The organism is uncultured Pseudomonas sp. (genome assembly GCF_913774235.1).
Lineage (GTDB): Bacteria > Pseudomonadota > Gammaproteobacteria > Pseudomonadales > Pseudomonadaceae > Chryseomonas.
The window spans coordinates 42,556-68,689 of record NZ_CAJYDW010000004.1 but is presented as its reverse complement, the minus strand read 5'-3'; the positions used below and the strand labels follow the sequence as shown (position 1 = coordinate 68,689).

Here is a 26,134-nt window from a genome sequence, read left to right as displayed (position 1 = left end):
GCCATCTTCAACTCGGCGCAATACTTCGCCACCGTGCTGTTCGCGCCGCTGATGGGCTGGATCGTCTACCACTTCGGCTGGCAGCACGTCTTCGTGGTGATGGGCGCCCTGGGCATCGCCTTCTCGGTAGTCTGGATGGCAGTGATCTACGGTCCCCGCGAACATCCCCGCGCCAACGCCGCCGAGATCGACTACATCGCCAGCAACGGCGGCCTGGTCGACCTGGACACCCCCGGCAAGAAGAGCGAAGGCCCCAAGTGGAGCTACATCGGCCAGTTGCTGACCAATCGCATGATGGCCGGCATCTACCTGGGCCAGTTCTGCATCAACGCCCTCACCTACTTCTTCCTCACCTGGTTCCCCGTCTACCTGGTGCAGGAGCGCGGCATGACCATCCTCAAGGCCGGCATCATCGCCTCGCTGCCGGCCATCTGCGGCTTCATCGGCGGCGTACTGGGCGGGGTGATTTCCGACTGGCTGCTGCGCCGCGGCAACAGCCTGAGCGTGGCGCGCAAGACGCCCATCGTCGCCGGCATGCTGCTGTCGATGAGCATGATCCTCTGCAACTACGTCGACGCCGACTGGATGGTGGTGGGCTTCATGGCCATGGCCTTCTTCGGCAAGGGCATCGGCGCCCTCGGCTGGGCGGTGGTCTCCGACACCTCGCCCAAGCAGATCGCCGGCCTCTCCGGTGGCCTGTTCAACACCATCGGCAACCTGTCCTCCATCACCACCCCCATCATCATCGGCTACATCATCGCCGCCACCGGCTCCTTCAAGATGGCCCTGGTATTCGTCGGCGCCAACGCCCTGGTGGCGGCCATCAGTTACCTGTTCATCGTCGGCGAGATCAAGCGGGTCGAGTTGCGCGGCGTCGCCACGCCGCCCGCCGAAGCGCCCCTCGCCGTTGAAACCTCTCGCTGATCGACAAGGACCCGACCATGAATCAATTCAATACCGCACCCGCCCTGCACAGCAGCACCCCGGTGGTCACCTCCCTGGAAGTCGTGCCCGTCGCCGGTCAGGACAGCATGTTGCTCAACCTGAGCGGCGCCCACGGCCCCTACTTCACCCGCAACGTACTGATTCTGAAGGACAACGCCGGCCGTACCGGGGTGGGCGAAGTACCCGGCGGCGAGAGCATCCGCCAGACGCTGGAAGACGCCCGCCAATTCCTCATCGGCCAGCCGCTGGGGCAGTACCAGCGCATCCTCGGCCAGGTCCGCCAGGCCTTCGCCGGGCGCGATGCCGGCGGCCGTGGCCTGCAGACCTTCGACCTGCGCATCACCATCCATGCCGTCACCGCCCTGGAAGCCGCCCTGCTCGACCTGCTCGGCCAGCACCTGGAGGTGCCGGTGGCGGCCCTGCTCGGCGAAGGCCAGCAGCGCGACGCCGTGGAGATGCTCGGCTATCTGTTCTATGTCGGCGACCGCCGCAAGACCACCCTGGACTATCGCAGCGAAGCCGAGGCCGACGACGCCTGGTTCCGCGTGCGCAACGAGGAAGCCCTGACCCCCGAAACCGTGGTGCGCCTGGCCGAGGCGGCCTACGACCGCTACGGCTTCAAGGACTTCAAGCTCAAGGGCGGCGTGCTCAGCGGCGATGCCGAGATCGAGGCGGTCACCGCCCTGGCCGAGCGCTTCCCCGAGGCGCGCGTGACCCTCGACCCCAATGGCGCCTGGTCGCTCAAGGAAGCCATCCGCCTGTGCCGCGACCAGCACCAGGTGCTGGCCTATGCCGAAGACCCCTGTGGCGCCGAGAACGGCTATTCCGGTCGCGAGGTGATGGCCGAGTTCCGCCGCGCCACCGGCCTGCCCACCGCCACCAACATGATCGCCACCGACTGGCGCCAGATGGGTCACGCCATCCAGCTGCAATCGGTGGACATCCCCCTGGCCGATCCGCACTTCTGGACCATGCAGGGCTCGGTGCGCGTCGCCCAGATGTGCAACGACTGGGGCCTGACCTGGGGTTCGCACTCCAACAACCACTTCGACATCTCCCTGGCCATGTTCACCCACGTCGCCGCCGCGGCGCCGGGCAAGATCACCGCCATCGACACCCACTGGATCTGGCAGGACGGCCAGCGCCTGACCAAGCAGCCGCTGGAGATCAAGGGCGGCCTGGTGGCGGTGCCGCAGCAAGGCGGCCTGGGCGTGGAACTGGACCTGGACGCCCTCGCCCGGGCCCACGAGCTGTACAAGACCAAGGGCCTCGGCGCGCGAGACGACGCCATGGCCATGCAATTCCTCTCGCCCAACTGGACCTTCGATAACAAGAAGCCCTGCCTGGTGCGCTGAGTCGAATCCGCCCCGTGGCCGGCGATCGCTTCGCCAGACACGGGGCGGTCGCCCCGAGCGCTTCTTCCTGCCGTACCTGTTACATATTCGGTTACATTTACCGATAGCTAGCTAAGCGTTCGTTAAGCTCACCGGATCGACACTGACCTCACGGTATCTCGCAGCCTTGCCCGATACCCCTGCGGTTCCAGTTACTTTCGCATTCGGGAGAAGCACATGAACCTCAATCGTCGTATCGCCAAAAGCATCCTGGTCGTGGCCATCGCCTCGGTCTTTTCCACCGCCGCCCTGGCCGACACCCGGCCCGATGTCGCCAGCCAGCAGGTCGCCACCCTGCCGGCGATCTCCCAGCAGGGCCAGCAGGCCTTCAGGGACGTGCTCGCCGCCCGCCAGGACCTGTTCGAAGGCCACGTCGATCAGGCCAAGCAGCAACTGGGCGCCGCTGAAAGCGCCCTGCAGACGGCCCAGACCGACAAGACCGCCTACCTCAAGTCGGCCAAGGACCTGCGTGGTCAGGACGGCAAGCTCATGCAGGTATCCGCGCAGGACGCCCAGGCCAAGTCCTGGCTGCCGATCTGGAGCGGCATGGCGCTGCGTGACGACTATGTTGCCACCCCGGCCAAGAACCAGGCCGTGGCCCAGGCCAGCGAGAAGATCCAGCAGGGCGACACCAAGGGCGCCGGCGAGATCCTCAAGGTGGCCGGCGTCGACGTCGACTACTCCACCGCCGTGCTGCCGGCCCAGGAAACCCTGGACCTGGTGCACAGAGCCAACCAGGAACTGGGCCACGAGCAATACTGGCAGGCCAACCTGACGCTCAAGCAGGTGCAGGACAGCCTGAGATTCGACAACGCCAACGTCGACGTGACACCCACCGGCTGGTTCTCCAAGACCACCACGGTGTTCACTCCGGTCGACAAGACCTGAGCCGGTCTCGGCGGCCTGATGCAGGCGGGATCGTTAACTTCAGCGTAACGATTCCGCCTTCAGGTTGATTGAACGCCAGGGAGGCGAGGTCTAGGGTGACTCCACGACAGGTGATTCGTGGAGACTCCAATGACAACGACATCCCACCCACCGGCTCGGATCGCCAGGCGCCGCGGTGACAAGCAGCAGCGCCTGGACCGGGTGGCCGCGCTGGCAGATGGCAAGGTGCTGCCCACCGCGTCCATCGTCGCGGCCCTGGAACAGCTGCTCGCCCCCGGCGACCGGGTGGTGCTGGAAGGCAACAACCAGAAGCAGGCCGACTTCCTCTCCCGCAGTCTCGCCCAGGTCGATCCGGCCCGGCTGCATGACCTGCACATGATCATGCCCAGCGTCGGTCGCGCCGAGCACCTGGATCTGTTCGAACGCGGCATCGCCCGCAAGCTGGACTTCTCCTTTGCCGGTACCCAGAGCCTGAGGATCAGCCAGCTGCTGGAAGACGGGCTGCTCGAAGTCGGCGCCATCCACACCTACATCGAACTCTATGCCCGGCTGCTGGTGGACCTGATCCCCAAGGTGGTGCTCAGTGCCGGCTTCATGGCCGATCGCGCCGGCAACATCTATACCGGCCCCAGCACCGAAGACAGCCCGGCGCTGATCGAGCCGGCGGCCTTCAGCGATGGCATCGTCATCGTCCAGGTCAACCAGCTGGTGGACGACGTGTCCGAGTTGCCACGGGTCGACATCCCGGCGGACTGGGTGGATTTCGTGGTGGTGGCCGACCGGCCCTTCTACATAGAACCCCTGTTCACCCGCGATCCGCGCCATATCAAACCGGTGCACGTGCTGATGGCGATGATGGCCATCCGCGGCATCTACGAACGCCACCAGGTGCAGTCGCTCAACCATGGCATCGGCTTCAACACCGCGGCCATCGAACTGATCCTGCCCACCTATGGCGAGCGCCTGGGACTCAAGGGCAAGATCTGCCGGCACTGGACGCTCAATCCCCACCCCACCCTGATCCCGGCCATCGAGAGCGGCTGGGTGGAGAGCGTGCACTGCTTCGGCACCGAACTGGGTATGGAGGGCTACATCGCCCAGCGCCCGGACGTCTTCTTCACTGGTCGCGACGGTTCGCTCCGTTCCAACCGCCTGCTCTGCCAACTGGCCGGCCAGTACGCCGTCGACCTCTTCATCGGTGCCACCCTGCAGGTGGATGGCGACGGCCATTCCTCCACCGTCACCCGCGGGCGCCTGGCCGGCTTCGGCGGGGCGCCCAACATGGGTCATGACCCGCGCGGCCGCCGCCATCCCACCCCGGCCTGGCTGGACATGCGCCAGCAGACGGGCGACAGCGCCCCGGCGCTGCTGGAGCGCGGCAAGAAGCTGGTGGTGCAGATGGTCGAGACCTTCCAGGAAGGCGGCAAGCCCACCTTCGTCGACACCCTGGATGCCGTGGAGGTGGCGCGCAAGAGCGGCATGCCGCTGGCGCCCATCATGGTCTATGGCGATGACGTCACCCATCTGCTCACCGAGGAAGGCATCGCCTATCTCTACCGGGCCCGCTCCCTGGAAGAGCGCCGGGCGATGATCGCCGCGGTGGCCGGAGTCACCGCCATCGGCCTGCGCAGCGATCCGGCCGAAGCCCGGCGGCTGCGCCAGGAAGGCCTGGTGGCCCTGCCCGAGGATCTCGGCATCCGCCGCACCGATGCCAGTCGCGAATTGCTCGCCGCCAAGAGCATCGGGGAGCTAGTGGAGTGGTCCGGCGGCCTCTATCAACCCCCGGCCAAGTTCAGGAGCTGGTGATGCGCGCGCTCGCTCGCCTTACCTCATCCCCCGCCGAGCGCCTGGCCGAGCTGGCCGTGGCCGCCCTGGTGGACGAAGCCGAACTCTCGCCCAAGCCGGCCCTGGTGGATCGTCGCGGCCAGGGTGCCCATCGCGATCTCAGCCTGGGGCTGATGCTGGCCTCGGCCCAGGCGCTGCGGCCCTGCTTCCAGGCCATGGCCGAAGCGGCGGAGCTGGGACTGCCCGCCGCCGACTTGCGCCGCCTGATCGGTCGCCTGGGGCGGGACGGCGAAGCCGAGATGCTGAGAATCACCGGTGGCGTCAACACTCATCGCGGCGCCATCTGGGCCCTGGGCCTGCTGGTAACGGCGGCCGTGCATGGGCAGCCGACCTCGGCTGAGGCGCTCTGCCTGGCGGCCGGCCACCTGGCCAGCCTGCCCGATCCCGCTGCACCCAAGACCGCGCCCAGCCATGGTCAGCGCGTCGCCCAGTGCTATGGCGTCAGCGGTGCCCGGGGCGAGGCCGCCGCGGGTTTTCCTGCCATCCACCAGCGCGGCCTGCCGCAACTGCGCGCCAGCCGCCAGGCCGGTGCCGGCGAGCAGAACGCCCGCCTGGATGCCCTGCTGGCGATCATGACCCGGCTGGACGATACCTGTGTGCTGCACCGTGGCGGCCCCGTAGCCCTGGCGACCATGCAACAGGGCGCCCAGGCGGTGCTGGACGCCGGTGGCAGCGCCAGTCTCGCCGGCCGGCGCCAGCTGTTGTTGCTGGATCGCCAGTTGCTGGCCGCCAACGCCTCGCCCGGGGGCGCCGCCGACCTGCTGGCCGCCACCCTTCTCGTCGATCGCCTGGAGCCACGGCTCCCTGGAGACCTCTGATGGAACATTTCACCTGCCGCTATCCGGCCAGCGAGCGCCGCCAGGGCCGTGCCCTGGTGGGCTGCGTCGGCTCGGGGGACCTGGAGGTCCTGCTCGAACCCGCCAACGCCGACTTCACCCTCAGGGTGAACACCTCGGTCAACGGCAGCGAACCGCGCTGGCGCGCCCTCTTCGACCGGCTGTTCGCCGCGCGCGAAGACCTGCCGGCCCTGACCCTGGACATCCATGACTTCGGCGCCACCCCGGGCGTGGTGCGCCTGCGCCTGGAGCAGGGTCTGGAAACCCTCGACCTTGAGGACAGCACCCATGCATGAAGCCCCCCTTCCCGATGTCCAGGAATTGCTGCACAGCCGCAGCTTCGTCGAACTCGGTGCCCGTGAACGGGCGCGCACGGTGCTGGATGCCGGCAGCTTTCGCGAGCTGGTCGGTCCCTTCGAGCGGCTGATGTCGCCCTGGCTGCCCAGGCAGGGCATAGTCTGCCAGGCCGATGACGGCGTGGTAGTGGCCAAGGGGCTGATCGACGGCCAGCCGGCGGTGGTCTGCGCCATCGAAGGCGCCTTCCAGGGCGGCAGCCTGGGCGAAGTGGGCGGCGCCAAGATCGCCGGAGCGCTGGAGCTGGCCCTGGAAGACAACCTCGCCGGCACCCCCACACGCGCCGTGCTGCTGCTGGAAACCGGCGGCGTGCGCCTGCAGGAAGCCAACCTGGGCCTGGCCGCCATCGCCGAGATCCAGGCGGCCATCGTCGCACTGCGCTCACACCAGCCGGTGATCGGCGTCATCGCCGGCAGCGTCGGCTGCTTTGGCGGCATGTCCATCGCCGCCGGGCTGTGCAGCCAGTTGATCGTCACCCGCGAGGCCCGCCTGGGCCTCAACGGCCCCCAGGTGATCGAGCAGGAAGCCGGCATCGAGGAATACGACTCCCGCGACCGCCCCTTCATCTGGAGCCTGACCGGCGGTGAGCAGCGGGTTGCCACCGGGCTCGCCGATGTATTCGTTGCCGATGACAGCGCCGCCGTTATCACTGCCATCCGTCAGGGCTGTAGCCAGGATGTTGCCGGCGCCTTGCGCAGCCAGCAGGCCGAACACTACCTGACGCGCCTCGCCGATCTCGACACCCGCCCCCAGGCGGACGCCGCCGCGGTCCGCCACCTCTATGCCGGAGACCAGCCATGAGCACCCAGCCTTCGCAACGCGGCCTGACTTGGTTCCAGGCCCTGGCCGGCCAGGGCGAGGCCGTCAGCGGCCTGCCCGCCTCACTGCGCGTCGCCGACCTCGAACTGGCCGGACGCCCCGCGCGCTGGCTGGCGGTGGTGCCGGACGCCGGCAATCCCTTTCCCCGCGCTCGCCAGGGCGAGGTGGGTCTACTGGAAGGCTGGGGCCTGGCCCGGGCCATCCAGACGGCCATCGCCGAAGATCGTGACGCGGCGGTCAAACGCACCCTGATTGCCCTGGTGGATGTCCCCAGCCAGGCCTATGGGCGCCGCGAGGAAGCCTATGGCATCCATCAGGCCCTGGCCGGGGCCGCCGGGGCCTACGCCGAGGCGCGCCTGGCCGGGCATCCGGTGCTGGGGCTGCTGGTGGGCAAGGCCATGTCCGGCGGCTTTCTCGCCCACGGCTACCAGGCCAATCGCCTGCTGGCCCTGCGTGATCCCCAGGTGCAGGTGCATGCCATGGGCAAGGCCTCGGCCGCCCGCGTCACCCTGCGCAGCGTCGAGGACTTGGAACGCCTGGCGGCCGATATTCCGCCCATGGCCTACGACCTGGACAGCTATGCCTCCCTGGGCCTGCTCTGGCGCCAGCTGGAGGTGGCCCAGCCCGACCAGCCCTCGGTCGAAGATCTGCAGCAGGTACGCCAGGCCCTGGCCGAGGCCCAGGCGGATGTGCTGGCCAGCGGTACCACCGATCTCAGGCTGCGGCTGGACGGCGCCAATCGTGCCGCCTCTCGGGAAGTACGCGAACGCCTGCGGGCGGGATGGAAGGCGTGATGAGCGGGCGGATGGACCCGTTGGGCTGCGCTGGTGCTCAAACCCGCCCCCACGACCTCGTCTGGGGCCTGACCCCGGACGCCCTGCCCGCGCAAGCCCCCACCTGGGCCAATAGGGTCGCCCGGGCCGGCCTGCCCGTAGTGGTCCGCCGTGCGGCACCCGAGGCTGGCCGCATTCCGGTCGGCCTGCGCGGTGGCACCCGCGCCGAGCGGTTGGCGGCCTGGCTGGAGCCTGCTGCCGTACTGCAGCGGCGCTCTCCCGAGGATCTGCGGATCACGGACGGTTGTCGAGATTTACCCGCCCTCGACACCCTAGCCCGCCTGCAAACCCGACTGGATGATCTGGGCCTGCCCTGGGGGCCTACCGGCGCCGCGGGTTACGAACTGGCCTCCGGTTGGCCGGCGCTGCACGCCGGGAGCGATCTGGATCTGCTGATCCGCTGCGCAACCCCGCTGCCGCGCGACCAGGCCCGGGCCTTGCTGACGTCCCTGCAGGGGCAAGCGCTTTGTCGTCTGGACATCCTGCTGGAAACTCCGCTCGGCGGCGTTGCCCTGGCCGATTGGGCCGGAGACGCCCCACGCGTGCTGCTCAAGACCGCTGCCGGTCCCTGTCTGGTAGCCGATCCCTGGCGGCGGGAGCAGGCCGCATGAGTACCCTCTTCCAGTTCCCCGGCCAGGGCGCCCAGCGTCCAGGGATGCTGCACGACCTGCCCGACGACGCCGAGGTCCGGCGGACGCTGGAAGAAGCGGCCGAGGTGCTGGAAAGCGATCCCCTGGGCCTGGATACCGCCAAGGCACTGGAACACACCCGCGCCGTGCAGCTCTGCCTGCTGATCGCCGGCGTCGCCACCGCGCGGCCGTTGTTGAGTCGTGGCCCGGCGCCACAGCTGGTGGCCGGGCTATCCATCGGGGCCTATGCCGCGGCGGTCGTGGCCGAGGCCCTGGACTTCGCCGACGCCCTGCGCCTGGTGGCGCGGCGTGGCGAGCTGATGCAGGCGGCCTACCCCCGCGGCTACGGCATGCTGGCGGTGCTCGGTCTGGGGCGCGGCGCGGTGGAACGGCTGGTCGCCGATCACCACCGACCTGCAGCGCCGCTGTATCTGGCCAACGCCAATGCCGAACAGCAATACGTGGTGGCGGGCAGCGATGCCGGCCTGGCCGTACTGGCCGATGCCGCCAAGGCCGCAGGCGCCGCGGCGGCCAAACGGCTGGCCATGAGCGTGCCCTCCCACTGCCCGCTCCTGGCGGAGGCCGCCCAGGAGTTGAATCAGGCGTTCGCCGGCGTCGAAATGCGCGCGCCGCGACTGGCTTATCTGAGTGGTACTTCAGCGCGGCGGCTGGTGCACGCCGAGCGACTGCGTGATGACCTGGCCTTCAACATGGCGCGGCCCATCGAATGGCACGCCACCCTGGAAGCCGCCCGCGAGCGCGGCGTGCGCCTGGCCATCGAGCTGGCCCCGGGCAGCGTGCTCACCCAATTGGCCAGGCGCGTGTTGCCCGCCAGCGGCGTCCTGGCCTGGCAGGATACCCACCCCGACACCCTGGACGCGCTACGGCGCGAGGAGGCGGCGCGACTGGACTGAGCTTTTCCCTTTAGGCGGTCCCCTCACCCCAACCCTCTCCCTGAGGGAGAGGGGGTAATAGCGGAACGCGGTGCTTTTGTTTTATTCCGCCCCAAGAACAACAGAGGACAGACGGAGATTTCGAACAGCGCGCCCTCACCCCAGCCCTCTCCCCAAGGGAGAGGGGGCAAGAGCGGGAGCGTTGCCCCAGGCTTTACCCCACCCAAGCACAACCGAGGACAATAACAATGATCATCTACGGTGTAGCGCTCCTGGCCGTCTGCATGCTCGCAGGCGTCATCATCGGCGACTTCCTGGGCGTTCTGCTCGGGGTCAAATCCAATGTCGGCGGGGTGGGCATCGCCATGCTCCTGCTGATCTGCGCCCGGCTCTACATGGAGCGCCATGGCGGCATGAGCAAGGAATGCGAATTCGGCGTCGGCTTCTGGGGCGCGCTGTACATCCCGGTGGTGGTGGCCATGGCCGCCCAGCAGAACGTGGTCACCGCCCTGCATGGCGGACCTGTGGCAGTGTTGGCGGCGGTGGGCGCCGTGGGGATCTGCGGGGTGACCATCGCCCTGATCAGCCGCAGCCATCGCGGCGAACCGCTACCGCCCTTGCCGGATGCCGCCGTGGCACCCGCGCCAGCGGTCGCCCAAACCGCACCGGCCGGAGGTCGCTAGGATGAACGACATCGTCTCCAAAGCCCTGCAACACAACGGCCTGGTCGCCGCCTTCGCGCTGATCGGCCTGATCATGTGGATCTCGGTGATCCTTTCGCGCCGACTGACCTTTGGCCGGGTGCACGGCTCGGCCATCGCCATCGTCATCGGCCTGGTACTGGCCTGGGTCGGCGGGACCGTCACCGGCGGCCAGAAAGGCCTGGCCGACCTCGCGCTGTTCTCCGGTATCGGCCTGATGGGCGGCGCCATGCTGCGCGACTTCGCCATCGTCGCCACCGCCTTCGAGGTCCAGGCCACCGAGGCGCGCAAGGCCGGGTTGATCGGCGCGGTCTCCCTGCTGCTGGGCACCGTGCTGCCCTTCATCGTCGGTGCCGCCGTGGCCTGGGCCTTCGGCTATCGCGACGCGGTGAGCATGACCACCATAGGCGCGGGCGCGGTGACCTACATCGTCGGCCCGGTGACCGGCGCCGCTCTGGGCGCCAGTTCCGACGTCATGGCGCTGTCCATCGCCACCGGCCTGATCAAGGCCATCATCGTCATGGTGGCGACGCCCGCGTCGGCGCGACTGCTGGCGCTGGACAACCCGCGCTCGGCGATGGTCTTCGGCGGCCTGGCCGGCACCGTCAGCGGCGTCACCGCGGGGCTCGCCGCCACCGACCGCCGACTGGTGCCCTATGGCGCCCTCACCGCCACTTTTCACACCGGCCTGGGCTGCCTGCTGGGGCCGTCGTTGTTGTACTTCTGCGTGCGAGCGCTAATGGGTTAGTTTCGCGCGTACATCCGGCACTCGGCGACGAAGGCCAGCAGATTGGGATCGCGCTCGCGGCTGCGCAGGAACACTGCACCGATCCGCTGCTGCAGCCGGTAGCGTGGGGCCAGGGGCAGCAGCTTGAGGCGGTTCTGGTAGACCGCCTCGACCCGCCCGGGCAGCAGCGCATAGCCCACCCCGGAGCTGACCATGCTCATCAGCGAGAAGATGTCGTTGACCTGCATGATCACCTCCGGCTCGAAGCCGGCCTGGGCGAACACCTGGCGGCCGTCGCGAAAGGTGGCGAAGCCCTGGGTGAGCGTCACGAAGGGCACCCCGGCCAGGTCGCGCAGATCCACCTCGGCCTGGTCGGCGAAGGGCGAATCACTGGGCGCGGCAAGAAAGATGTCGTCACTGAACAGCTCGACGCTTTCGCAATCGGCATCCACCACGGCGTCGTCCAGGGCCACCAGCATGGCGTCCAGCTTGAAGTCGTGCAGTTGCTCGGCGAGGTCGGCGTTGGAGCCGAGCACCAGGTCGATGTTGAGTTCGCTGCGCCTGAGCTTGAGACCCATGATCAACTGGGGCACGGTCTTGACCGTCAGCGAATAGAGCGCCCCCAGGCGAAAGCGATCGGCCGAGAAACCCGCCGCCTGGCGGGTGAGCCGCACCGTCTCCGCCAGGTCCTGCATAAGTCGCTCGGCGCGCGCCTCCAGCACGAAGGCGCCGTCCAGCGGCGTGAGGGTGCGGCCCTCGTGCTTGAACAGCGGACAGCGCAGGGCGTTCTCCAGCGAATGGATGGCGCGGTGCACGCTGACATGGCTGGTGCCCAGCTCGGCGGCGGCCCGCGCCAGATTGCGGCTGCGCATGAAGGCCAGGAAGATCTCCAGCTTGCGCAGGGTGAGTTCATCGGTATCGGACATGGCGGCCAGCGGGCGGTGAGAGACAGCTGCCCACCTTGCCCGGATGGGCGGGCGGCGTCGAGTCCTCGAATCGCCCTGGCGGCGCCTGGCCCCGTCGGTGCGATCCCGAGGGTATCCAGGCGCCCTCTCCCGGCCCTACAACCAGCCCTTGATCTGCTGGCAGACCGCGCTGGTGGAGATGCCGTAGCGGTCGTGCAGGGTCGGCAGCGCCCCGGCGTCGAGGAAGGCGTCGGGCAGCGCGATCTGGCGGAAGGTGGGCGTCACGCCGTTGCGCAGCAGGGTGGTCGCGACGGCCTCCCCCAGGCCACCGATCAGCGAATGATTCTCCGCCGCCACCACCAGGCGACCCGGCTTGCGGGCTTCTGCCAGGAGGGTCGCTTCGTCCAGCGGCTTGATGGTCGGCACGTGCAGCACCGAGACGTCCACGCCATCCGCGGCCAAGGCCTCGGCGGCCTCCAGGGCGCGCATGGTCATCAGCCCGGTGGACACCACCAGCACGTCGCGCCCGGGGCGCACCACCTGGGCCTTGCCGAGCTGGAACCGGTAGTCGTAGCGATCCAGTACCAGGGGCACGTTGCCGCGCAGCAGGCGCATGTAGACCGGACCCTGGTGAGCGGCGATGGCCGGCACCGCCTGCTCGATCTCCAGGGCATCGCAGGGGTCGATCACCATGAGGTTGGGCATGGCGCGAAAGATCGCCAGGTCGTCGGTGGCCTGGTGGCTGGGGCCGTAGCCGGTGGTCAACCCGGGCAGGCCGCAGACGATCTTGACGTTGAGATTCTCCTCGGCGATGGCCATGCAGATGAAGTCGTAGGCGCGGCGCGAGGCGAATACCGCATAGGTGGTGGCGAAGGGCACGCAGCCTTCGCGGGCCATACCGGCGGCGGCGCTCATCAGCAGTTGCTCGGCCATGCCCATCTGGTAGAAGCGCTCGGGATAGGCCTTGGCGAAGATGTGCAGGTCGGTGTACTTGGCGAGGTCCGCGGTGAGGCCGACGATGTCCTGGCGCTGTTCGGCCAGGGCCGCCAGGGCGTGACCGAAGGGAGCCGCTCGCGTCGGCTGGCCTTCGGCGGCGATGCTGGCGATCATCGCCGAGGTGGTCAGGCGTGGCTTGGTGGCGGTGGTAGTCATCAGAAGTCCCTCCCGGCATCCAGGGCATCGAGGGCCAGGGCCCATTCGTGCGCCTCGACGCGGATGAAGTGAGTCTTGTCGCGAGTTTCCAGGAAGGGCACGCCCTTGCCCATGCGGGTATCGCAGAGAATGATCCGGGGCTGCTGGCCGGGGTGCTGGCGAGCCCGGTCGAAGGCGGCGACCAGCGCCGCGCGGTCGTTGCCATCGACGCGTTGGACGAACCAGCCGAAGGCCTGCCAGCGCTCGGCCAGGGGCTCGAACGCCAGGATCTCGCGGCAATGGCCGTCGGCCTGCTGGTTGTTCACGTCCACCAGGGCGATGAGGTTGTCCAGCTGCCAGTGGGAGGCCGACATGGCCGCCTCCCAGGTTGAACCCTCGTTGAGTTCGCCATCGGACAGCAGGTTGTAGACGAAGGATTTCGATTGCTTGCGCTTGAGCCCGAGGCAGGCGCCCACGGCGATGCCCAGGCCTTGGCCGAGGGAGCCGCCGGTGATCTCCATGCCGGGGGTGTAGGCGGCCATGCCCGACATGGGCAGGCGGCTGTCGTCGCAGCCATAGGTCTCCAGCTCTTCCTGCGGCACGATCCTGGCCTCGATCAGCGCGGCATAGAGGGCGATGGCGTAGTGACCGATGGACAGGTAGAAACGGTCGCGCCCTTCCCATTCGGGCTCCTGCGGCTGATAGCTCAGGGCATGGAAGTAGGCGACAGCCAGGACGTCGGCGACGCCCAGGGCCTGGCCGACATAACCTTGACCCTGGATCTGGCCCATGCGCAGGGCATGGCGGCGGATGTTGTGGGCGCGCTCGGCCAGCGAGAGAGTGGCGAGCTGTGGCGAAGAAGCGGTCATGATCTGTACCTCGATTAGCGATTGACCAGGGCGGCGGGAATGCGCAGGACCAGCGTGGCGCCGATCACCAGCACCCCGGTGATGAGAAACATGCCGATGGCGCTGGAGCCGGTGCTGGTGGTGATCCAGCCGATCAGGTAGGGCGAGCAGAAGCCGGCCAGGTTGGCGAAGCTGTTCACCGCGGCGATGCCGGCAGCGGCGGTGACCCCGCCCAGCAGCGTGGTGGGCAGCATCCAGAACAGCGAGGACGCCGACAGGATGCCGGCCGCGGCCAAGCACAGGCTGAGGATCGACAGGGTGACGTTGTGGCCGAAGACCGCCGCGAGGCTGAGGCCACAAGCACCCAGCAGCATGGGAATCACCAGGTGCCAGCGGCGCTCGCGGTGCCGGTCGCCGCTGCGCCCGGCCAGCAGCATGGCGACGATGGCACACATATAGGGCAGGCTGGTGAGCAGGCCGATGTGTAGTGGATCGGCCACCCCCGAATTGCGCACCAGGGTCGGCAGCCAGAAGGTGATGGCGTACTGGCCCATGACCACGCAGAAGTAGATGGCGGCCAGCAGCCACAGCCGGCGATCACGGATGAAGTCACGCACGCTGGCGTGCTCGGTCTTGTGCTGGTTGTCCTCGGCCAGTTCCTTCTGGATCAGCGCCTTTTCCTCGTCGTCCAGCCAGGTTGCCTGGTGCACGCCGTCCTTGAGATAGCCGAGCACCATCAGCCCCACCACTACCGTGGGGATGGCTTCGATGACGAACATCCACTGCCAGCCGGCCCAGCCGTGGACGCCGGCGAACTGATTCATGATCCAGCCCGACAGTGGCCCGCCGATCATCCCCGACAGCGGAATGGCGACGAACCAGAGCACCGTCATGCGGGCGCGGCGGTAGGAAGGAAACCAATAGGTGAGATAGAGCAGCAGGCCCGGCGCCAGGCCGGCCTCGGCCACGCCGAGCAGGAAGCGCAGCAGGTAGAACTGCCAGGCCGTCTCGACGAAGGCGAACATCCCGGAAAGGATGCCCCAGGTGATCATGATGCGGGCGATCCAGCGGCGGGCGCCGACCTTGTGCAGGATGATGTTGCTGGGTACCTCGCAAAGGAAATAGCCGATGAAGAACATGCCGGCGCCGAGGCCATAAACGGCTTCGCTCAGGGCCAGGTCGTTCATCATCTGCAGCTTGGCGAAGCCGACGTTGACCCGGTCCAGATAGGCGCAGAAGTAGCACAGCATCAGGAAGGGCATCAGCCGCCAGGCGGTCTTGCGATAGGCGTTGGCGCGCGCCGAGGTGGCCGCTGCCAGGGTGAGCGTAGTCATGGTCTGATCTCTTGTTGTTATGGGCGCCGCAGCCGCGGGCGCCCTTGTCGATGCAGAGCGTTGAGAACGAGGGACGATCAGTGGATCAGCATGCCGCCGTTGACGTCCAGGGTGACGCCGGTCAGGTAGCTGGAGAGATCGCTGGCCAGGAACAGCGCGGCATTGGCCACGTCCCTGGGCTCGCCGAGACGACCCAGCGGGATGCCGTCGATGATCGACTGGCGGCGCTCATCGTGCATCAGCCCGCCGGTGATATCGGTCTGGATCAGACCGGGGGTCAGGGCATTCACGCGGATGCCGTCCGGCCCGAATTCCCGCGCCATGGCCTTGGTCAGGCCCAACACCCCGGCCTTGGCGGCACTGTAGTGCGGACCGCCAAAGATGCCGCCGCCGCGCTGGGCGGACACCGAGGACAGGCAGACGATGCTGCCACCGCCCTGCTCGCGCATGGCCGGGATCACCGCCTGGGACATCAGCAGGGTGCCGCGCAGGTTGACGTCGAGGATGCGGTCGTAGTCGGCGCGGCCGATTTCCAGGGTCTTTACCGGCTGGGTGATGCCGGCATTGTTGACCAGCACATCGAGGCGACCGTAGTGGGCGAGCGCCTGGTCGACCGCGGCCCTGACCTGGGCTTCGTCGGCCACGTTGGCCGCCAGGCCCAGGTGACCTTCGCCGAGGCTGGCAGCGGCATCCCGCGCCGCGCTGGCATCGAGGTCGAGGATGATGACCCGCGCGCCCTGGGCGGCGAAGGCCTGGGCCGTGGCCCGACCGATGCCGCGCGCGGAGGCGGCGCCGGTGACGAGGGCGATCTTGTCTTGCAGCAGCAGGGAATTAAGGGGCATGACGCTATCCTTCTTGTTGTTGTGGAGGGCTGTCGCTGAGGACCAGAGTGCCCCTGCCCCAGGCCCCCAGCAACGCAGCCTGCGTCAGACCGTGCTGAATTAAATTCATGCCTGCGGCTTGGCAGCCGGGCCAGGTCTCTCGACAATCAGACTCGAACTGGCCACAGGAGCTGCGCCCCATGGATTCCGGCAAGACGCTTTCCCTGCCACCCCTGAAGGCCCTTCAAGCCTTCGAGCAGACCGCCCGCTTCGCCAACGTCGCCCGGGCCGCCGAGCAACTGGCGCTGACGCCATCGGCGGTCAGCCATCAGTTGGCCAAGCTGGAAGCCCTGGTGGGGCGTGCCCTCTTCGTCCGCGGTGCCCGCGGCATGACCCTGACCCCTGCCGGGGAGCAATACCTGGAAGAGGTCAGCGAGGTGCTGCATCGGCTGGCCATGGCCACGGATCGCGCGGCCAGCGATGCCGGCCTGGAATGCCTGCGCCTGCACTCAGCGCCGAGCTTCGGCCTGCTCTGGCTGATGCCACGGCTGGAACAGTTCCGCCAGAGTCATCCCGACCTGCAGATCAATCTTTCCTGTTCCTACGAATCCCTGCATTTCAGCCGCGACAAGGTCGACATAGACATCCGCCACGGCCTGCCCAACTGGCCGAACCTGGAGATCCGCACCCTGCAGCGCGAACGCCTGGCGGTCCTGGCCGCGCCGCAGTTGCTGGAAAAACGTCCGGTCCAATCGCCGGCGGATCTGCTGCACAGCGAGCTGATCCTATCCGAGGCCACCCTGATGAAGTGGCCCAACTGGTTCGCCCAGCAGGGCCTGGCGCTGCCGGAGCGACCCTACACCCTGAGTTTCGATCGCTCCTACATGACCCTGGAAGCCGCTCGCCATGGCCTGGGCTTCGCCCTGGAGAGCACGGTACTGGCGGCGGACTATCTGGTCCGGGGCGATCTGGTACGGGTACTGCCCCAGGATGACGACCTGCCGGTGGCCGCTCACCACCTGGTGTTTCCCCGGGCGCACTCGCGCTACGCCCGGGTACGCCGCTTTCTCGACTGGCTGCAACAGGAGCTGGGCCAGCCCTTCGAGTACTAGCCTGCCTGCAGCCGCTCCCGAAGCAAGGCGACGAATGCCTGGGCCGCCGGGGTCAGGCTGCGGCCGGTGGGCGTCAGGATGCCCACCGGCCGGGCCAGGCTCTCGCCGCGGACCGGCAGGGCCACCACCGGGGCCTCGCCACCGGCCGATTCCGGCAGCAGGGCCAGGCCCTGACCGGCTGCCACCAAGGCCAGCAGGGTGCTCATGTAGTTGGCCTCCAGGGCCGCCACCAGGCGCAGACCAGCCGCGGCGAAGGCGAAGTCCAGGCACTCGCGCACGCTGCTGTCACGCCCGGTGAGCAGCAGGGGCACGGCGTCGAGTTCGCCCAGGGTGATCTGGGTGCGGGCCGCCCAGGGATGGTCGCGGGGGACGAACAGCTGCAGGTGATCGACATACAGCGGCTGGAAGTCTAGACCCACGGCCCGCGGGCGGACGCCGATGCCCAGGTCCACCTGCCCTTCCCTGACCAGCGCCTCGACCCGGCCGGCCACCACGTCCTGCAGGAGCACCTCGATGGCCGGATGACGGGCCTGGAAGGTCTTCAGCAATTCGGGAAAGGGCCCCATGAAAAACGACGGCAGGGCCGCCAGGGTGATCCGCCCGCGGCGCAGGCCGGCCAGGTCCCGGGCGTGGGTCTGGACATCGCCCAGGTCCACCAGGATGCGCTCCAGGGGGCCGCGCAGTTCTTCCCCGGCAGTGGTCAGCTGGACCCGCCGCGGGGTGCGCTCCAGCAGCTGCACCTCCAGCCAGGCTTCGAGTTGCTGGATCTGCACGGTGAGCGCCGGGGGTGACAGGTGCAATTCCTCCGCCGCCCGGGCGAAGGAGCCCTGGCGGGCCACGGCGAGAAAGGCCTGCACATGCTGGAGCAGATTCTTCATTTTGTTTTTCTGAACGCTGCTTCGGAAGATTCCAATTTACAGGACCTCGGACGTCTTCGAATACTGGACCCACAACAACAAAACCTCCCGTGCGCCCGCCTGCCGCGCCACGGTCCAAGGAGTCCGCCATGCTCGCCCTGCTCGGTGTCGTCACCATTCTCGCGTTGCTCGTCGCGGTCATGAGCAAACGCGTCTCGCCCCTGGTCGCCCTGATCGTCATCCCCATCGCCGCGGCGCTGATCGGTGGCTTCGGCCTGGGCACCAGCGCCTTCATCATCGCCGGCATCAAGGGCGTCGCCCCGGTGATCGGCATGTTCGTCTTCGCCATCCTGTTCTTCGGCATCATGACCGACGCCGGGATGCTCGATCCCATCATCGACCGTATCCTGCGCACCGTCGGCACCCGGCCGACGCGCATCGTCTGCGGCAGCGCCCTGCTCGCCCTGCTGGTGCACCTGGACGGCTCCGGCGCGGTGACCTTCCTGGTGACCATCCCGGCCATGCTGCCGCTCTACACCCGCCTGGGCCTGGACCGGCGCATCCTCGCCTGCGTGGCCGCCATGGCCGCCGGGGTCAACTTCCTGCCCTGGACCGGGCCGGTGCTGCGCTCGTCCGCCGCGCTGCACGTACCGGTGGCCGACCTCTTCCAGCCGCTGATCCCGGTGCAACTGGTGGGCCTGGCCTTCGTCTTCGCCAGTGCCTGGTGGCTCGGTCGTCGTGAAGAAAAGCGCCTGACCCTGGCCGGCCAGGCGCCCTGGCTGGCGGACGGTGGTGCCGGCGCCGCGCCGGAGCGGGTGCTCAGCGAGGCCGAGCGCGCCCTGCGTCGTCCGCAGCGCTTCTGGATCAACCTGCTGCTGACCCTGGTGGTGATGGGCGTGATGATCGCCGGCTGGGTCGATCCGGTGGTGATGTTCATGCTCGGCACCGTGGCCGCGCTCTGCCTGAACTACCCCTCGGTGGACGCCCAGAAGGCGCGCATCGACGCCCACGCCAAGACCGCCCTGACCATGGCCAGCATCCTGTTCGCCGCTGGCGTCTTCACCGGCATCATGCAGGGCAGCGGCATGCTCAAGGCCATGGCCCAGGTGGCGGTGGCCGGCATCCCGGCCGGACATGGCCAGCTGATCCCGGCGGTGGTGGGCTTCCTGTCCATGCCGCTGAGCCTGCTGTTCGATCCGGATTCCTTCTACTTCGGCGTCATGCCGGTGATCGCCGAGGTCGGCCGCAACCTCGGCGTCGATCCGGTGCAGGTGGCTCAGGCCTCGCTGCTCGGGGTGCACACCACCGGTTTCCCGGTCAGCCCCCTGACCCCGGCGACCTTCCTGCTGGTAGGCCTGTGCAAGCTGGACCTGGCCGATCACCAACGCTTCACAATCCCCTTCCTGTTCGCGGCCTCGGTGCTGATGACCCTGACCGCCCTGCTCCTGGGAGTCTTCTAGATGAGCCGTCTTCTTCGCATCGGCTGCGGCGCCGGCTATTCCGGCGATCGCATCGAACCCGCCGTGGAGCTGGCCGAGCACGGCCGGCTCGACTACCTGGTCTTCGAATGCCTGGCCGAACGTACCATCGCCCTGGCGCAACAGGCGCGGCTGGCCGATCCCGAGGCCGGTTTCGATCCGCTGCTGGAAGCCAGGATGCGCCGCATCCTGCCGCTGCTGCGCCAGGCCGGCCGACCGCGCCTGCGGGTGATCACCAACATGGGCGCCGCCCATCCCTCCGCCGCGGCGCGCAAGGTCGCGGCCCTGGCGCGGGAGCTAGGCGTAGCCGGGCTGAAGATCGCTGCCGTGGCTGGCGACGACGTGCTGGCGCAGTTGCCCGCCGACGCCCGGCTGGACAACGGCCAGACCCTGGCCGAGCTGGGCGATCGGGTGATCTCGGCCAATGCCTACCTGGGGGTGGAAGGCATCGTCCAGGCACTGGCAGCGGACGCCGATGTCATCGTCACCGGGCGGGTGGCCGATCCCTCGCTGTTCCTGGCGCCCCTGGTACATGAATTCGGCTGGGCGGCGGATGACTGGGAGCGGCGTGGACGCGGCACCCTGGTCGGCCACCTGCTGGAATGCGCTGGCCAGGTCACCGGCGGCTACTTCGCCGATCCCGGCTACAAGGACGTGCCTGACCTTGCGCGCCTGGGCTTTCCCCTGGCCGAGGTCGACGCCGATGGCCATGCCACGATCACCAAGGTGGCCGGCTCCGGCGGTTGCGTGACCCCGGCGACCTGCACCGAACAGCTGCTCTATGAGGTCCACGATCCGGCGGCCTATCTGACGCCGGACGTCACCGCCGACTTTTCCGGTGTCGCCCTGCAGCAGTCCGCGCCCGACCGGGTCGCGGTCAGCGGTGCCCGGGGCGGGGCGCGCCCCGAGCAGCTCAAGGTCTCGGTGGGTTATCGCGACGGCTGGCACGGCGAAGGCCAGATCTCCTATGCCGGCCCTGGCGCCGTGGGCCGGGCCCGGCTGGCGGCTGACGTGGTGCGCGAACGCCTGCAACTCTGCGGCGTACCGGTGGAAGAACTGCGCTGCGAACTGATCGGCTGCGACGCCCTGCACGGCGCGACCCTGGCCGCGCGCGCCAGCGGCGAACCCTGGGAGGTGCGGCTGCGCGTCGTCGGTCGCTGCGCCAGCCGGGCGGCGGCGGTGCAGATCGGCAACGAGGTGGAAACCCTCTACACCAATGGCCCAGCCGGCGGTGGCGGCGCCACCAAGGCGGTCCGCGAGGTCATCGCCGTGGCTTCGCTGCTGTGGCCGCGTGCGGCCGTCACCCCTACCCTGGAGTTGGAGACGCTGCCATGAAACTGCGCGAGATCGCCCACGTCCGTACCGGCGACAAGGGGGACATTTCGAACATGGCGGTGATCGCCTATCGCCGCGAAGACTTCGAGCGCCTGCGCCAGGCGCTCACCGCGGAACGGGTCGCCGCCTGGTTCGCCGACAGCCGCCCCACCGACGCCGCGCCCGTGCGCCGCTACGAATTGCCCGCCCTGGGCGCGCTGAACTTCGTGCTGCCGGGCGCCCTGCGCGGCGGCGTCACCCGCTCGCTGGCGCTGGACGCCCACGGCAAGGGCCTGGGCGCGGCGCTGCTGGATCTGGAGCTGGAGGACTGAGCCTGGCGCTCAGCTGGCCGAGAGAACGTCATCGCGCGGCAGGCGCGTCACCAGCACGGTGTCCTTGTCGAGGGGCACCTGGGCGCCCTTGCGGCGCAATTCGTTGATGGCGTGCAGCAGGATCAGATTGATCCGCTCGACCTCGTGCAGGTCATCGGCCCTGATCAGCCGCGACACCCGGGCGTTGTGATCCGGCTCGATGAGGGTAACCAGGAGGCCGTCGCTGCAGCGATCCAACTGGTGGCGGACGGGCGGATCGAGTTTGGCCAAACGTTCGTGCAATCTGTCCATGCGCAGGCTCCCGACGAAGGAACGTCACCTTTTCAGGCTAGCCGTCGCGCTGGGGAACGCAAGCCTCTGTATGGGGCCTTTCACCTGCCGAGGGATGTCCGGGAGCGCCGGCTGGTAGCTGTCGCTAGACGGTGTCACGAAGCTGCCATCGACCGCTGGCACGCTGGACCTCTTGACCGCCCAACGCCGCGGCAGAGGCCACTCGATGGATACCCGCCCCGCCGTCCACCTGTTCAGCGCCCTACCCGCCCCCTTGCGACACCTGAGCCCCAGCGCCGAAGCCGTCCGCTGCCTGGCGGCCCGGGGCCGCGGCCAGCGCATAGCGCGGGCCACCCGCCACCTGCTCACGCTCGGTCATCGCCGCATCCTGCTGGTGTCGGGGCCGGAGCAGGACGCCAGGCTCACCAATGCCGACATGTACGGCCATGCCCAGGTCATGCTGGCAGAGGGACTGCCGCTGCTGCCCAGACTGGAACTTGGTTCGGCGGTCTGGCCTGAGCTGGCGGCCTTGCTGGAGGAAATGGCCCCGACGGTGCTGCTGTGCACCGGAAAAACGCTCGCCCTGGGCCTTGCAGCCACCCTGCGCGGCCATGGCGATCTTGCCTCCCTGCTCATCGTGAGCCCCGAGTTCGGCAGCCTGGACAGGGCTAGGCCCCGTCATTGAGCCTTTGGCTGGTTCTGCCGTACCGCAGAAGTTCGCCCCGCTCGGCCTGATCGGGCCCTGCAGATTGCCCGAAGCAGCCGCCTTGGGCGGATGCCGGTCGATCTCCATCCGCCGTAGAGCTGCCGTCGTGAAGCGCTCGATGCACCCTACTGCGGCAGACCTCAGGCCTCGGGCTGCCGATGCGGCATGGCGATGCCGTGCAGCTTGAGCCGCCGATAGAGCGTCGCCCGGGAGATACCCAGCGCTCGCGCGGCAGGGATGGCCTTCCAGCGATGGCGGACCAGGGCCGCGAGGATGGCCCGGCGCTCGGGACTGTCGACCGATGGGCTGGGCTCCAGGGTCTGCGGCGAACCCCTCTGCACGCTGGCCGGCAGGTGGTCGAGGGTAATGAGACCGCCGTCGCAGAGGGCACAGGCATAACGTAGCGCATTGCGCAGCTCCCGCACGTTGCCTGGCCAGTCATAGGCGAGGATGGCCTCCTGCACCTGGGGCGCCAGTTCCGGCGCAGGGCGGTCGCCGCTTTCCTCCGCCAGCAGCCGCTGCGCCAAGGCCAGGCGGTCGGCCCGCTCGCGTAGCGGCGGCAAGCCGAAGACGGCGCCATTGAGCCGATAGAGCAGGTCTTCGCGAAACAGTCCAGCCGCGACCCTGGCGTCGAGATCCCGGTGGGTGGCGCAGACCAGCCGCACGTCCACCCGCCGCGGCTGGGCGCTGCCCACCGGCAATACTTCGCCTTCGGCCAGCACCCGCAACAGACGGGTCTGCAGGAGCAGGGGCATGTCGCCGATCTCGTCGAGGAACAGGGTGCCACCATCGGCCGCCACGATCAGGCCATCGCGTCCCTGGCGCTGGGCGCCGGTGAAGGCACCGGGGGCATGGCCGAAGAGTTCGCTCTCGATCAGGCTCTCCGGCAGGGCTGCACAGTTGAGAGCGACGAAGGGCCTGGCCGCGCGATCGCCGCCCTGGTGCAGGGTGCGGGCGAACACCTCCTTGCCGGTGCCGGTTTCGCCGGTGACCAGGATCGGCAGGCCATGGCGATACAGACGCTGGGCGGTTTCCAGGGCGCGGGTGACGCGCGGCTCCTGCTCGGGCTCGGTAGCCGTCCGTACCAGGGGGATGATCGTCGTCGGGCACTGGCGCGGCGCCCGTACCCGGGCATGGAAGCTCGTCTCGCCCAGGCGCAGGGGTTCGCCGTCATCCTCGCCGAGCCGCGCGGCGGCAGCGCGGCCGAACAGCTCGTCGAGCCGCTGTGGAAGATAGCCGAGCTGGCTCAGGCAGAGTTGCCGGGCCGGGCGATTCAAGCCGGTCAGGCGGCCGCTCTGATCCCAGGCCAGCAGGAACTCCGGCTGGGTATCCAGGTAGCTGGCCTGAGCGTGGCCGCAGAGTACCCAGTCGCCGCGGGCGCTGTGCATGAAATAGGCGTTCTCGATGCGCTGGGCGCTGTCGCGGGTGAATTGCTGGATCAGCAGCTGGCTGCGGCGGTCGTCCGGCGAGCGCGGCGCCGAGACATCCAGTACCCCGAGCAACTCGCCATTCGGGGCGAACACCGGGGCGGCGGTGCAGGTGAGGTGGGCGAAGGCCGCGCGGAAGTGATCGGCCTTGTGCACCGTGACCGGCGCCTGGTCGGTGAGCACCGCGGCCACGCCACAGGTGCCCTCCTCCTGCTCGGACCAGCAGGTGCCCAGGTAGAGGCCCGCGCGGCGGCAGTCGTCGCCGAGACGCTCGCTTACCCGATAGTCGAGGGTCTGGCCCTGGGCGTCGGCCAGCAGCACGCAGTAGTCGGCCGCCTCGACCCGCGCATGCAGGGCACCCAGTTCGCCATCGGCCACGCGCAGGAAGTCCTCGGCGGCCTGCTGGTGCTGGCGCAGTTCATAGCGCGAGAGGATGCGTGGGCCTTGCAGGCAGCCCGGATCGAGATGGTGCTGCTCGAAGGAACGCCGCCAGGACGCGAGGATGCGCCCAGGCGGGCTGGCGCTGCGCAAAGGTGCACGCAGCGCCTGGTCGACGGCGCGAGCGTGGTATCTGGCCTGGGTAGACAACATGGGGCGTCTCTCCCTGAGGTCCGGTCATGGCATGGAAGGCCGGTCATTGTTCTGCCCTCCATTTAGCGCCCCACCGGCCCTGGCTTCAAGTCCGTCGCCGGTTGAGACGAATCGTCTCACGGTCTCGCCGGCCGGCCGCCGTCCTGAGACGTCGTGACTCCCGCGAAGGCGCCGAGGAAGACCTCAGCCACCCCCCGAAACCCACGCTGGGCCTGGCCTGCAGGCATTTCAGGCCGAGCTGGCACCGGCCTTGCTCAGGGCTCTGCGACGCTCCCACGACAACGACAAGAGGGCCAGACCCATGAGCGCACCCCTGCTTGGCAAGACCGCCCTGGTGACGGGCGGCGGACGTGGCATCGGCCTCGGCATCGTCACTGCCCTGGCCGAGGCCGGCGCCGATGTCGCCGTGGCCGACCTGACCCTGGAACTGGCGCAAGGGGGCGCCGCCGCCGTGGCGGCCATCGGGCGACGCGCCCTGGCCATTGCCGTGGACGTGCGCGATGCCGCCAGCGTCCAGGCCATGGTGCAGCGCTGCCAGAGCGACTGGGGTCGCCTGGACATCGCGGTGAACAACGCTGGCGTCATCAGCATCGCCTCGGTGCGCGAACTGGACGAGGCGACCTGGGACCAGGTCCTGGACATCAACGCCAAGGGCGTCTTTCTCTGCTGCAAGGCCGAACTGGAGGTCATGCGCCCCCAAGGCTTCGGCCGTATCGTCAACACCGCCTCCATCGCCGGCAAGGTCGGCTTTCCCGATCTCGCCCACTACAGCGCCTCCAAGTTCGCCGTGATCGGCTTCAGCAATGCCCTGGCCAAGGAGGTCGCGCGCGAGGGCATCACCGTCAACGCCCTCTGCCCCGGCATCGTCGGTACCGGCATGTGGCGCGGCGAAGACGGCCTGTCCGGGCGCTGGCGCCAGCCGGGGGAAAGCGAGGAACAGTCCTGGGCCCGCCACCAGGCCACCCTGCTGCCCCAGGGCGAGGCCCAGACCGAAGCCGACATGGGCCAGTTGGTGGTCTACCTGGCCCAGGCGCCCCACGTCACCGGCCAGGCCATCGCCGTGGACGGCGGCTTTTCGCTCTAGGAGAGTCGCCATGCCCGTGACCGTCGGCATCCTGCCCAATCCCGCCTCGGGGCGCGACCTGCGCCGCCTGACCGGTAACGCCGCCCTCACTTCCAGCACCGACAAGGCCGGGGTGGTGATGCGCCTCTTGGCCGCCTTTGGTGCCACCGGGGTGGAACGGGTATTGCTGCCACCGGACATGACCGGCATCGCCGCTGCCGTGCTCAAGGCCAGTGGCAGTCGCCAGGCCCGCGAGCAGCGCTGGCCGGAGCTGGTCTTTCTCGACCTGCCGCTGACCCAGACCGTCGACGATACCCGCCGCGCTGCACGCGCCCTGCTCGGCCAAGGGGCGGCGGTGATCGCCGTGCTCGGCGGCGACGGCACCCACAAGGCGGTGGCCGCCGAGGTGGGCGATCTGCCGCTGCTGACCCTGTCCACCGGCACCAATAACGCCTTTCCCGAATTGCGCGAGGCCACCAGCGCGGGCCTGGCCGGCGGCCTGGTGGCCAGCGGCCGGGTCGATCCGGCCCTGGCGCTACGGCGCAACAAGCGGCTGCGCGTCGAGGTGCCTGAGCGCGGCCTGCGCGACTGGGCGCTGGTGGACGTGGCGGTCTGTCGCCAGGCCTATCTCGGCGCCCGGGCAGTGACCCAGGTGGAGGACCTGGCCGAGGTCTTCACTACCTTCGCCGAGCCCTGGGCCATCGGCCTCTCGGCGCTCTGCGGTCTCTGGCACCCCGTCGCGCGCAGTGCCCCCCATGGCGGCTGGGTTCGGCTGGAGCCGGAGGCCCCGGCGCAACTCACAGTGCCCCTCGCCCCCGGCGTGCTGGCCCAGGCCGGTATCGCCGCCAGCGGCATGCTGCTGCCGGGCGAGCCGCGCACCCTGGCGCTGGCGGCCGGCACCCTGGCGCTGGATGGCGAGCGGGAAATCGAATTCGGGCCCGAGGCGCGTCCCCAGGTGACGCTCGACCTCGACGGCCCCCTGAGCATCGACGTGGAGCGGGTGCTGGAGCTGGCGGCGCGGCAGCGCCTGCTGGTCCACCGCCGGCCCGCGTCGCCCCTCGGCAATCCTGGAGAACAATAA

The 26,134-nt window shown here is 68.9% G+C and carries 27 protein-coding genes; 19 read left to right on the top strand and 8 right to left on the bottom strand.

All coding sequences use genetic code 11. The annotated features are described in order from the left end of the window. The 12 genes from QZ471_RS02480 to madM all read left to right on the top strand — a co-directional run. On the top strand, positions 1–924 hold a 924-nt coding region (locus QZ471_RS02480; protein ID WP_295460735.1), incomplete at its 5' end, for an MFS transporter. A gap of 17 nt (positions 925–941) precedes the next feature. Beyond that, a complete protein-coding gene (gene gudD, locus QZ471_RS02475; RefSeq protein WP_295460734.1) occupies positions 942–2,300 on the top strand; it encodes a glucarate dehydratase in 1,359 nt (452 codons plus the stop codon). Positions 2,301–2,516: 216 nt separating this feature from the next. Next, positions 2,517–3,227, top strand: a complete 711-nt coding sequence (locus QZ471_RS02470) for a YfdX family protein (protein WP_295460733.1) — start codon at positions 2,517–2,519, stop codon at positions 3,225–3,227. Positions 3,228–3,356: 129 nt separating this feature from the next. Next, entirely contained in the window at positions 3,357–5,033 is a 1,677-nt protein-coding gene (mdcA, locus tag QZ471_RS02465) for a malonate decarboxylase subunit alpha (protein ID WP_042133892.1), read from the top strand. After that, a complete protein-coding gene (locus QZ471_RS02460) occupies positions 5,033–5,890 on the top strand; it encodes a triphosphoribosyl-dephospho-CoA synthase (RefSeq protein WP_295460732.1) in 858 nt (285 codons plus the stop codon). The genes mdcA and QZ471_RS02460 overlap by 1 nt, the downstream gene beginning before the upstream one ends. Then, the gene (locus QZ471_RS02455; protein ID WP_295460731.1) at positions 5,890–6,204 is read left to right on the top strand and encodes a malonate decarboxylase subunit delta; all 315 of its coding nucleotides are present in this window, start codon (positions 5,890–5,892) and stop codon (positions 6,202–6,204) included. The genes QZ471_RS02460 and QZ471_RS02455 overlap by 1 nt, the downstream gene beginning before the upstream one ends. Beyond that, positions 6,197–7,063, top strand: a complete 867-nt coding sequence (locus QZ471_RS02450; RefSeq protein WP_295460730.1) for a biotin-independent malonate decarboxylase subunit beta — start codon at positions 6,197–6,199, stop codon at positions 7,061–7,063. The genes QZ471_RS02455 and QZ471_RS02450 overlap by 8 nt, the downstream gene beginning before the upstream one ends. After that, on the top strand, positions 7,060–7,875 hold the full coding sequence (mdcE, locus tag QZ471_RS02445) for a biotin-independent malonate decarboxylase subunit gamma (RefSeq protein ID WP_295460729.1): 816 nt from the start codon (positions 7,060–7,062) through the stop codon (positions 7,873–7,875). The genes QZ471_RS02450 and mdcE overlap by 4 nt, the downstream gene beginning before the upstream one ends. 11 nt (positions 7,876–7,886) lie before the next feature. Next, positions 7,887–8,525: a malonate decarboxylase holo-ACP synthase gene (locus QZ471_RS02440; RefSeq protein WP_295460728.1), complete on the top strand. Its 639-nt coding sequence runs from the start codon at positions 7,887–7,889 to the stop codon at positions 8,523–8,525. Beyond that, positions 8,522–9,457: a malonate decarboxylase subunit epsilon gene (gene mdcH / locus QZ471_RS02435; protein ID WP_295460727.1), complete on the top strand. Its 936-nt coding sequence runs from the start codon at positions 8,522–8,524 to the stop codon at positions 9,455–9,457. Before QZ471_RS02440 ends, mdcH begins: the two co-directional genes overlap by 4 nt. A gap of 227 nt (positions 9,458–9,684) precedes the next feature. Then, on the top strand, positions 9,685–10,119 hold the full coding sequence (gene madL, locus QZ471_RS02430) for a malonate transporter subunit MadL (protein WP_295460726.1): 435 nt from the start codon (positions 9,685–9,687) through the stop codon (positions 10,117–10,119). Position 10,120: 1 nt separating this feature from the next. Next, a complete protein-coding gene (gene madM / locus QZ471_RS02425; RefSeq protein WP_295460725.1) occupies positions 10,121–10,885 on the top strand; it encodes a malonate transporter subunit MadM in 765 nt (254 codons plus the stop codon). Here madM and QZ471_RS02420 read toward each other — a convergent pair. The 5 genes from QZ471_RS02420 to QZ471_RS02400 all read right to left on the bottom strand — a co-directional run bounded on the left by QZ471_RS02420 (position 10,882) and on the right by QZ471_RS02400 (position 15,909). Next, on the bottom strand, positions 10,882–11,790 hold the full coding sequence (locus tag QZ471_RS02420) for a LysR family transcriptional regulator (RefSeq protein WP_027599555.1): 909 nt from the start codon (positions 11,788–11,790) through the stop codon (positions 10,882–10,884). The two genes, madM and QZ471_RS02420, sit on opposite strands and share 4 nt — an antisense overlap. A gap of 135 nt (positions 11,791–11,925) precedes the next feature. Beyond that, positions 11,926–12,921, bottom strand: coding sequence for a transketolase family protein (locus tag QZ471_RS02415; protein WP_295460724.1), 996 nt, complete (start codon positions 12,919–12,921; stop codon positions 11,926–11,928). Further along, positions 12,921–13,769 carry a transketolase gene (locus tag QZ471_RS02410; protein WP_295460723.1) on the bottom strand — a complete coding sequence of 283 codons (849 nt, stop codon included), beginning with the start codon at positions 13,767–13,769 and terminating at the stop codon, positions 12,921–12,923. Before QZ471_RS02410 ends, QZ471_RS02415 begins: the two co-directional genes overlap by 1 nt. Before the next feature lie 14 nt (positions 13,770–13,783). Then, complete coding sequence (locus QZ471_RS02405; RefSeq protein ID WP_077172714.1) at positions 13,784–15,082, bottom strand: MFS transporter; 1,299 nt, start codon at positions 15,080–15,082, stop codon at positions 13,784–13,786. 77 nt (positions 15,083–15,159) lie between these two features. Then, on the bottom strand, positions 15,160–15,909 hold the full coding sequence (locus QZ471_RS02400) for an SDR family NAD(P)-dependent oxidoreductase (RefSeq protein ID WP_295460737.1): 750 nt from the start codon (positions 15,907–15,909) through the stop codon (positions 15,160–15,162). Positions 15,910–16,103: 194 nt separating this feature from the next. Here QZ471_RS02400 and QZ471_RS02395 point away from each other — a divergent pair, with 194 nt between their 5' ends. Then, positions 16,104–17,015 carry a LysR substrate-binding domain-containing protein gene (locus tag QZ471_RS02395; RefSeq protein WP_295460722.1) on the top strand — a complete coding sequence of 304 codons (912 nt, stop codon included), beginning with the start codon at positions 16,104–16,106 and terminating at the stop codon, positions 17,013–17,015. On the opposite strand, the gene QZ471_RS02390 is transcribed toward QZ471_RS02395, so the two are convergent. Beyond that, the gene (locus tag QZ471_RS02390) at positions 17,012–17,893 is read right to left on the bottom strand and encodes a LysR family transcriptional regulator (RefSeq protein WP_295460721.1); all 882 of its coding nucleotides are present in this window, start codon (positions 17,891–17,893) and stop codon (positions 17,012–17,014) included. The two genes, QZ471_RS02395 and QZ471_RS02390, sit on opposite strands and share 4 nt — an antisense overlap. Before the next feature lie 128 nt (positions 17,894–18,021). Between QZ471_RS02390 and QZ471_RS02385 the strand changes: the two genes are divergently transcribed. Genes QZ471_RS02385 through QZ471_RS02375 form a run of 3 tightly spaced genes read left to right on the top strand, consistent with a single transcriptional unit; the run spans position 18,022 to position 20,996 of the window. Then, positions 18,022–19,332 (top strand): citrate:proton symporter, encoded by a 1,311-nt coding sequence (locus tag QZ471_RS02385; RefSeq protein WP_295460720.1) that lies wholly within the window; start codon positions 18,022–18,024, stop codon positions 19,330–19,332. Beyond that, positions 19,333–20,685, top strand: coding sequence for an acyclic terpene utilization AtuA family protein (locus QZ471_RS02380; protein WP_295460719.1), 1,353 nt, complete (start codon positions 19,333–19,335; stop codon positions 20,683–20,685). Further along, positions 20,682–20,996 carry a hypothetical protein gene (locus tag QZ471_RS02375; RefSeq protein WP_295460718.1) on the top strand — a complete coding sequence of 105 codons (315 nt, stop codon included), beginning with the start codon at positions 20,682–20,684 and terminating at the stop codon, positions 20,994–20,996. The genes QZ471_RS02380 and QZ471_RS02375 overlap by 4 nt, the downstream gene beginning before the upstream one ends. Positions 20,997–21,005: 9 nt before the next feature. Here the strand turns inward: QZ471_RS02375 and QZ471_RS02370 are convergent, their stop codons facing one another. Beyond that, entirely contained in the window at positions 21,006–21,287 is a 282-nt protein-coding gene (locus QZ471_RS02370) for a hypothetical protein (RefSeq protein WP_295460717.1), read from the bottom strand. Between the two features lie 205 nt (positions 21,288–21,492). On the opposite strand from QZ471_RS02370, the gene QZ471_RS02365 reads away from it, so the two are divergent. Then, positions 21,493–21,951, top strand: a complete 459-nt coding sequence (locus tag QZ471_RS02365; RefSeq protein WP_295460716.1) for a hypothetical protein — start codon at positions 21,493–21,495, stop codon at positions 21,949–21,951. A gap of 161 nt (positions 21,952–22,112) precedes the next feature. Here the strand turns inward: QZ471_RS02365 and QZ471_RS02360 are convergent, their stop codons facing one another. Beyond that, on the bottom strand, positions 22,113–23,990 hold the full coding sequence (locus tag QZ471_RS02360) for a sigma-54-dependent Fis family transcriptional regulator (protein ID WP_295460715.1): 1,878 nt from the start codon (positions 23,988–23,990) through the stop codon (positions 22,113–22,115). 301 nt (positions 23,991–24,291) lie between these two features. Here QZ471_RS02360 and QZ471_RS02355 point away from each other — a divergent pair, with 301 nt between their 5' ends. Then, the gene (locus tag QZ471_RS02355; protein ID WP_295460714.1) at positions 24,292–25,074 is read left to right on the top strand and encodes an SDR family NAD(P)-dependent oxidoreductase; all 783 of its coding nucleotides are present in this window, start codon (positions 24,292–24,294) and stop codon (positions 25,072–25,074) included. A 10-nt stretch (positions 25,075–25,084) separates the two neighbouring features. Further along, positions 25,085–26,134, top strand: coding sequence for an NAD(+)/NADH kinase (locus QZ471_RS02350; RefSeq protein WP_295460713.1), 1,050 nt, complete (start codon positions 25,085–25,087; stop codon positions 26,132–26,134).

Coding starts and splice junctions, on each gene's coding strand:
- mdcH (WP_295460727.1), top strand. CDS start 8,522: ATGAGTACCCTCTTCCAGTTCCCCGGCCAGGGCGCCCAGCGTCCAGGG.
- QZ471_RS02395 (WP_295460722.1), top strand. CDS start 16,104: ATGGATTCCGGCAAGACGCTTTCCCTGCCACCCCTGAAGGCCCTTCAA.
- QZ471_RS02370 (WP_295460717.1), bottom strand. CDS start 21,287: ATGGACAGATTGCACGAACGTTTGGCCAAACTCGATCCGCCCGTCCGC.
- QZ471_RS02390 (WP_295460721.1), bottom strand. CDS start 17,893: ATGAAGAATCTGCTCCAGCATGTGCAGGCCTTTCTCGCCGTGGCCCGC.
- QZ471_RS02450 (WP_295460730.1), top strand. CDS start 6,197: ATGCATGAAGCCCCCCTTCCCGATGTCCAGGAATTGCTGCACAGCCGC.
- QZ471_RS02385 (WP_295460720.1), top strand. CDS start 18,022: ATGCTCGCCCTGCTCGGTGTCGTCACCATTCTCGCGTTGCTCGTCGCG.
- QZ471_RS02415 (WP_295460724.1), bottom strand. CDS start 12,921: ATGACTACCACCGCCACCAAGCCACGCCTGACCACCTCGGCGATGATC.
- QZ471_RS02405 (WP_077172714.1), bottom strand. CDS start 15,082: ATGACTACGCTCACCCTGGCAGCGGCCACCTCGGCGCGCGCCAACGCC.
- QZ471_RS02360 (WP_295460715.1), bottom strand. CDS start 23,990: ATGTTGTCTACCCAGGCCAGATACCACGCTCGCGCCGTCGACCAGGCG.
- QZ471_RS02380 (WP_295460719.1), top strand. CDS start 19,333: ATGAGCCGTCTTCTTCGCATCGGCTGCGGCGCCGGCTATTCCGGCGAT.
- QZ471_RS02470 (WP_295460733.1), top strand. CDS start 2,517: ATGAACCTCAATCGTCGTATCGCCAAAAGCATCCTGGTCGTGGCCATC.
- QZ471_RS02410 (WP_295460723.1), bottom strand. CDS start 13,769: ATGACCGCTTCTTCGCCACAGCTCGCCACTCTCTCGCTGGCCGAGCGC.
- QZ471_RS02355 (WP_295460714.1), top strand. CDS start 24,292: ATGAGCGCACCCCTGCTTGGCAAGACCGCCCTGGTGACGGGCGGCGGA.
- madM (WP_295460725.1), top strand. CDS start 10,121: ATGAACGACATCGTCTCCAAAGCCCTGCAACACAACGGCCTGGTCGCC.
- QZ471_RS02460 (WP_295460732.1), top strand. CDS start 5,033: ATGCGCGCGCTCGCTCGCCTTACCTCATCCCCCGCCGAGCGCCTGGCC.
- gudD (WP_295460734.1), top strand. CDS start 942: ATGAATCAATTCAATACCGCACCCGCCCTGCACAGCAGCACCCCGGTG.
- QZ471_RS02455 (WP_295460731.1), top strand. CDS start 5,890: ATGGAACATTTCACCTGCCGCTATCCGGCCAGCGAGCGCCGCCAGGGC.
- QZ471_RS02420 (WP_027599555.1), bottom strand. CDS start 11,790: ATGTCCGATACCGATGAACTCACCCTGCGCAAGCTGGAGATCTTCCTG.
- mdcA (WP_042133892.1), top strand. CDS start 3,357: ATGACAACGACATCCCACCCACCGGCTCGGATCGCCAGGCGCCGCGGT.
- mdcE (WP_295460729.1), top strand. CDS start 7,060: ATGAGCACCCAGCCTTCGCAACGCGGCCTGACTTGGTTCCAGGCCCTG.
- QZ471_RS02375 (WP_295460718.1), top strand. CDS start 20,682: ATGAAACTGCGCGAGATCGCCCACGTCCGTACCGGCGACAAGGGGGAC.
- QZ471_RS02365 (WP_295460716.1), top strand. CDS start 21,493: ATGGATACCCGCCCCGCCGTCCACCTGTTCAGCGCCCTACCCGCCCCC.
- QZ471_RS02440 (WP_295460728.1), top strand. CDS start 7,887: ATGGACCCGTTGGGCTGCGCTGGTGCTCAAACCCGCCCCCACGACCTC.
- madL (WP_295460726.1), top strand. CDS start 9,685: ATGATCATCTACGGTGTAGCGCTCCTGGCCGTCTGCATGCTCGCAGGC.
- QZ471_RS02350 (WP_295460713.1), top strand. CDS start 25,085: ATGCCCGTGACCGTCGGCATCCTGCCCAATCCCGCCTCGGGGCGCGAC.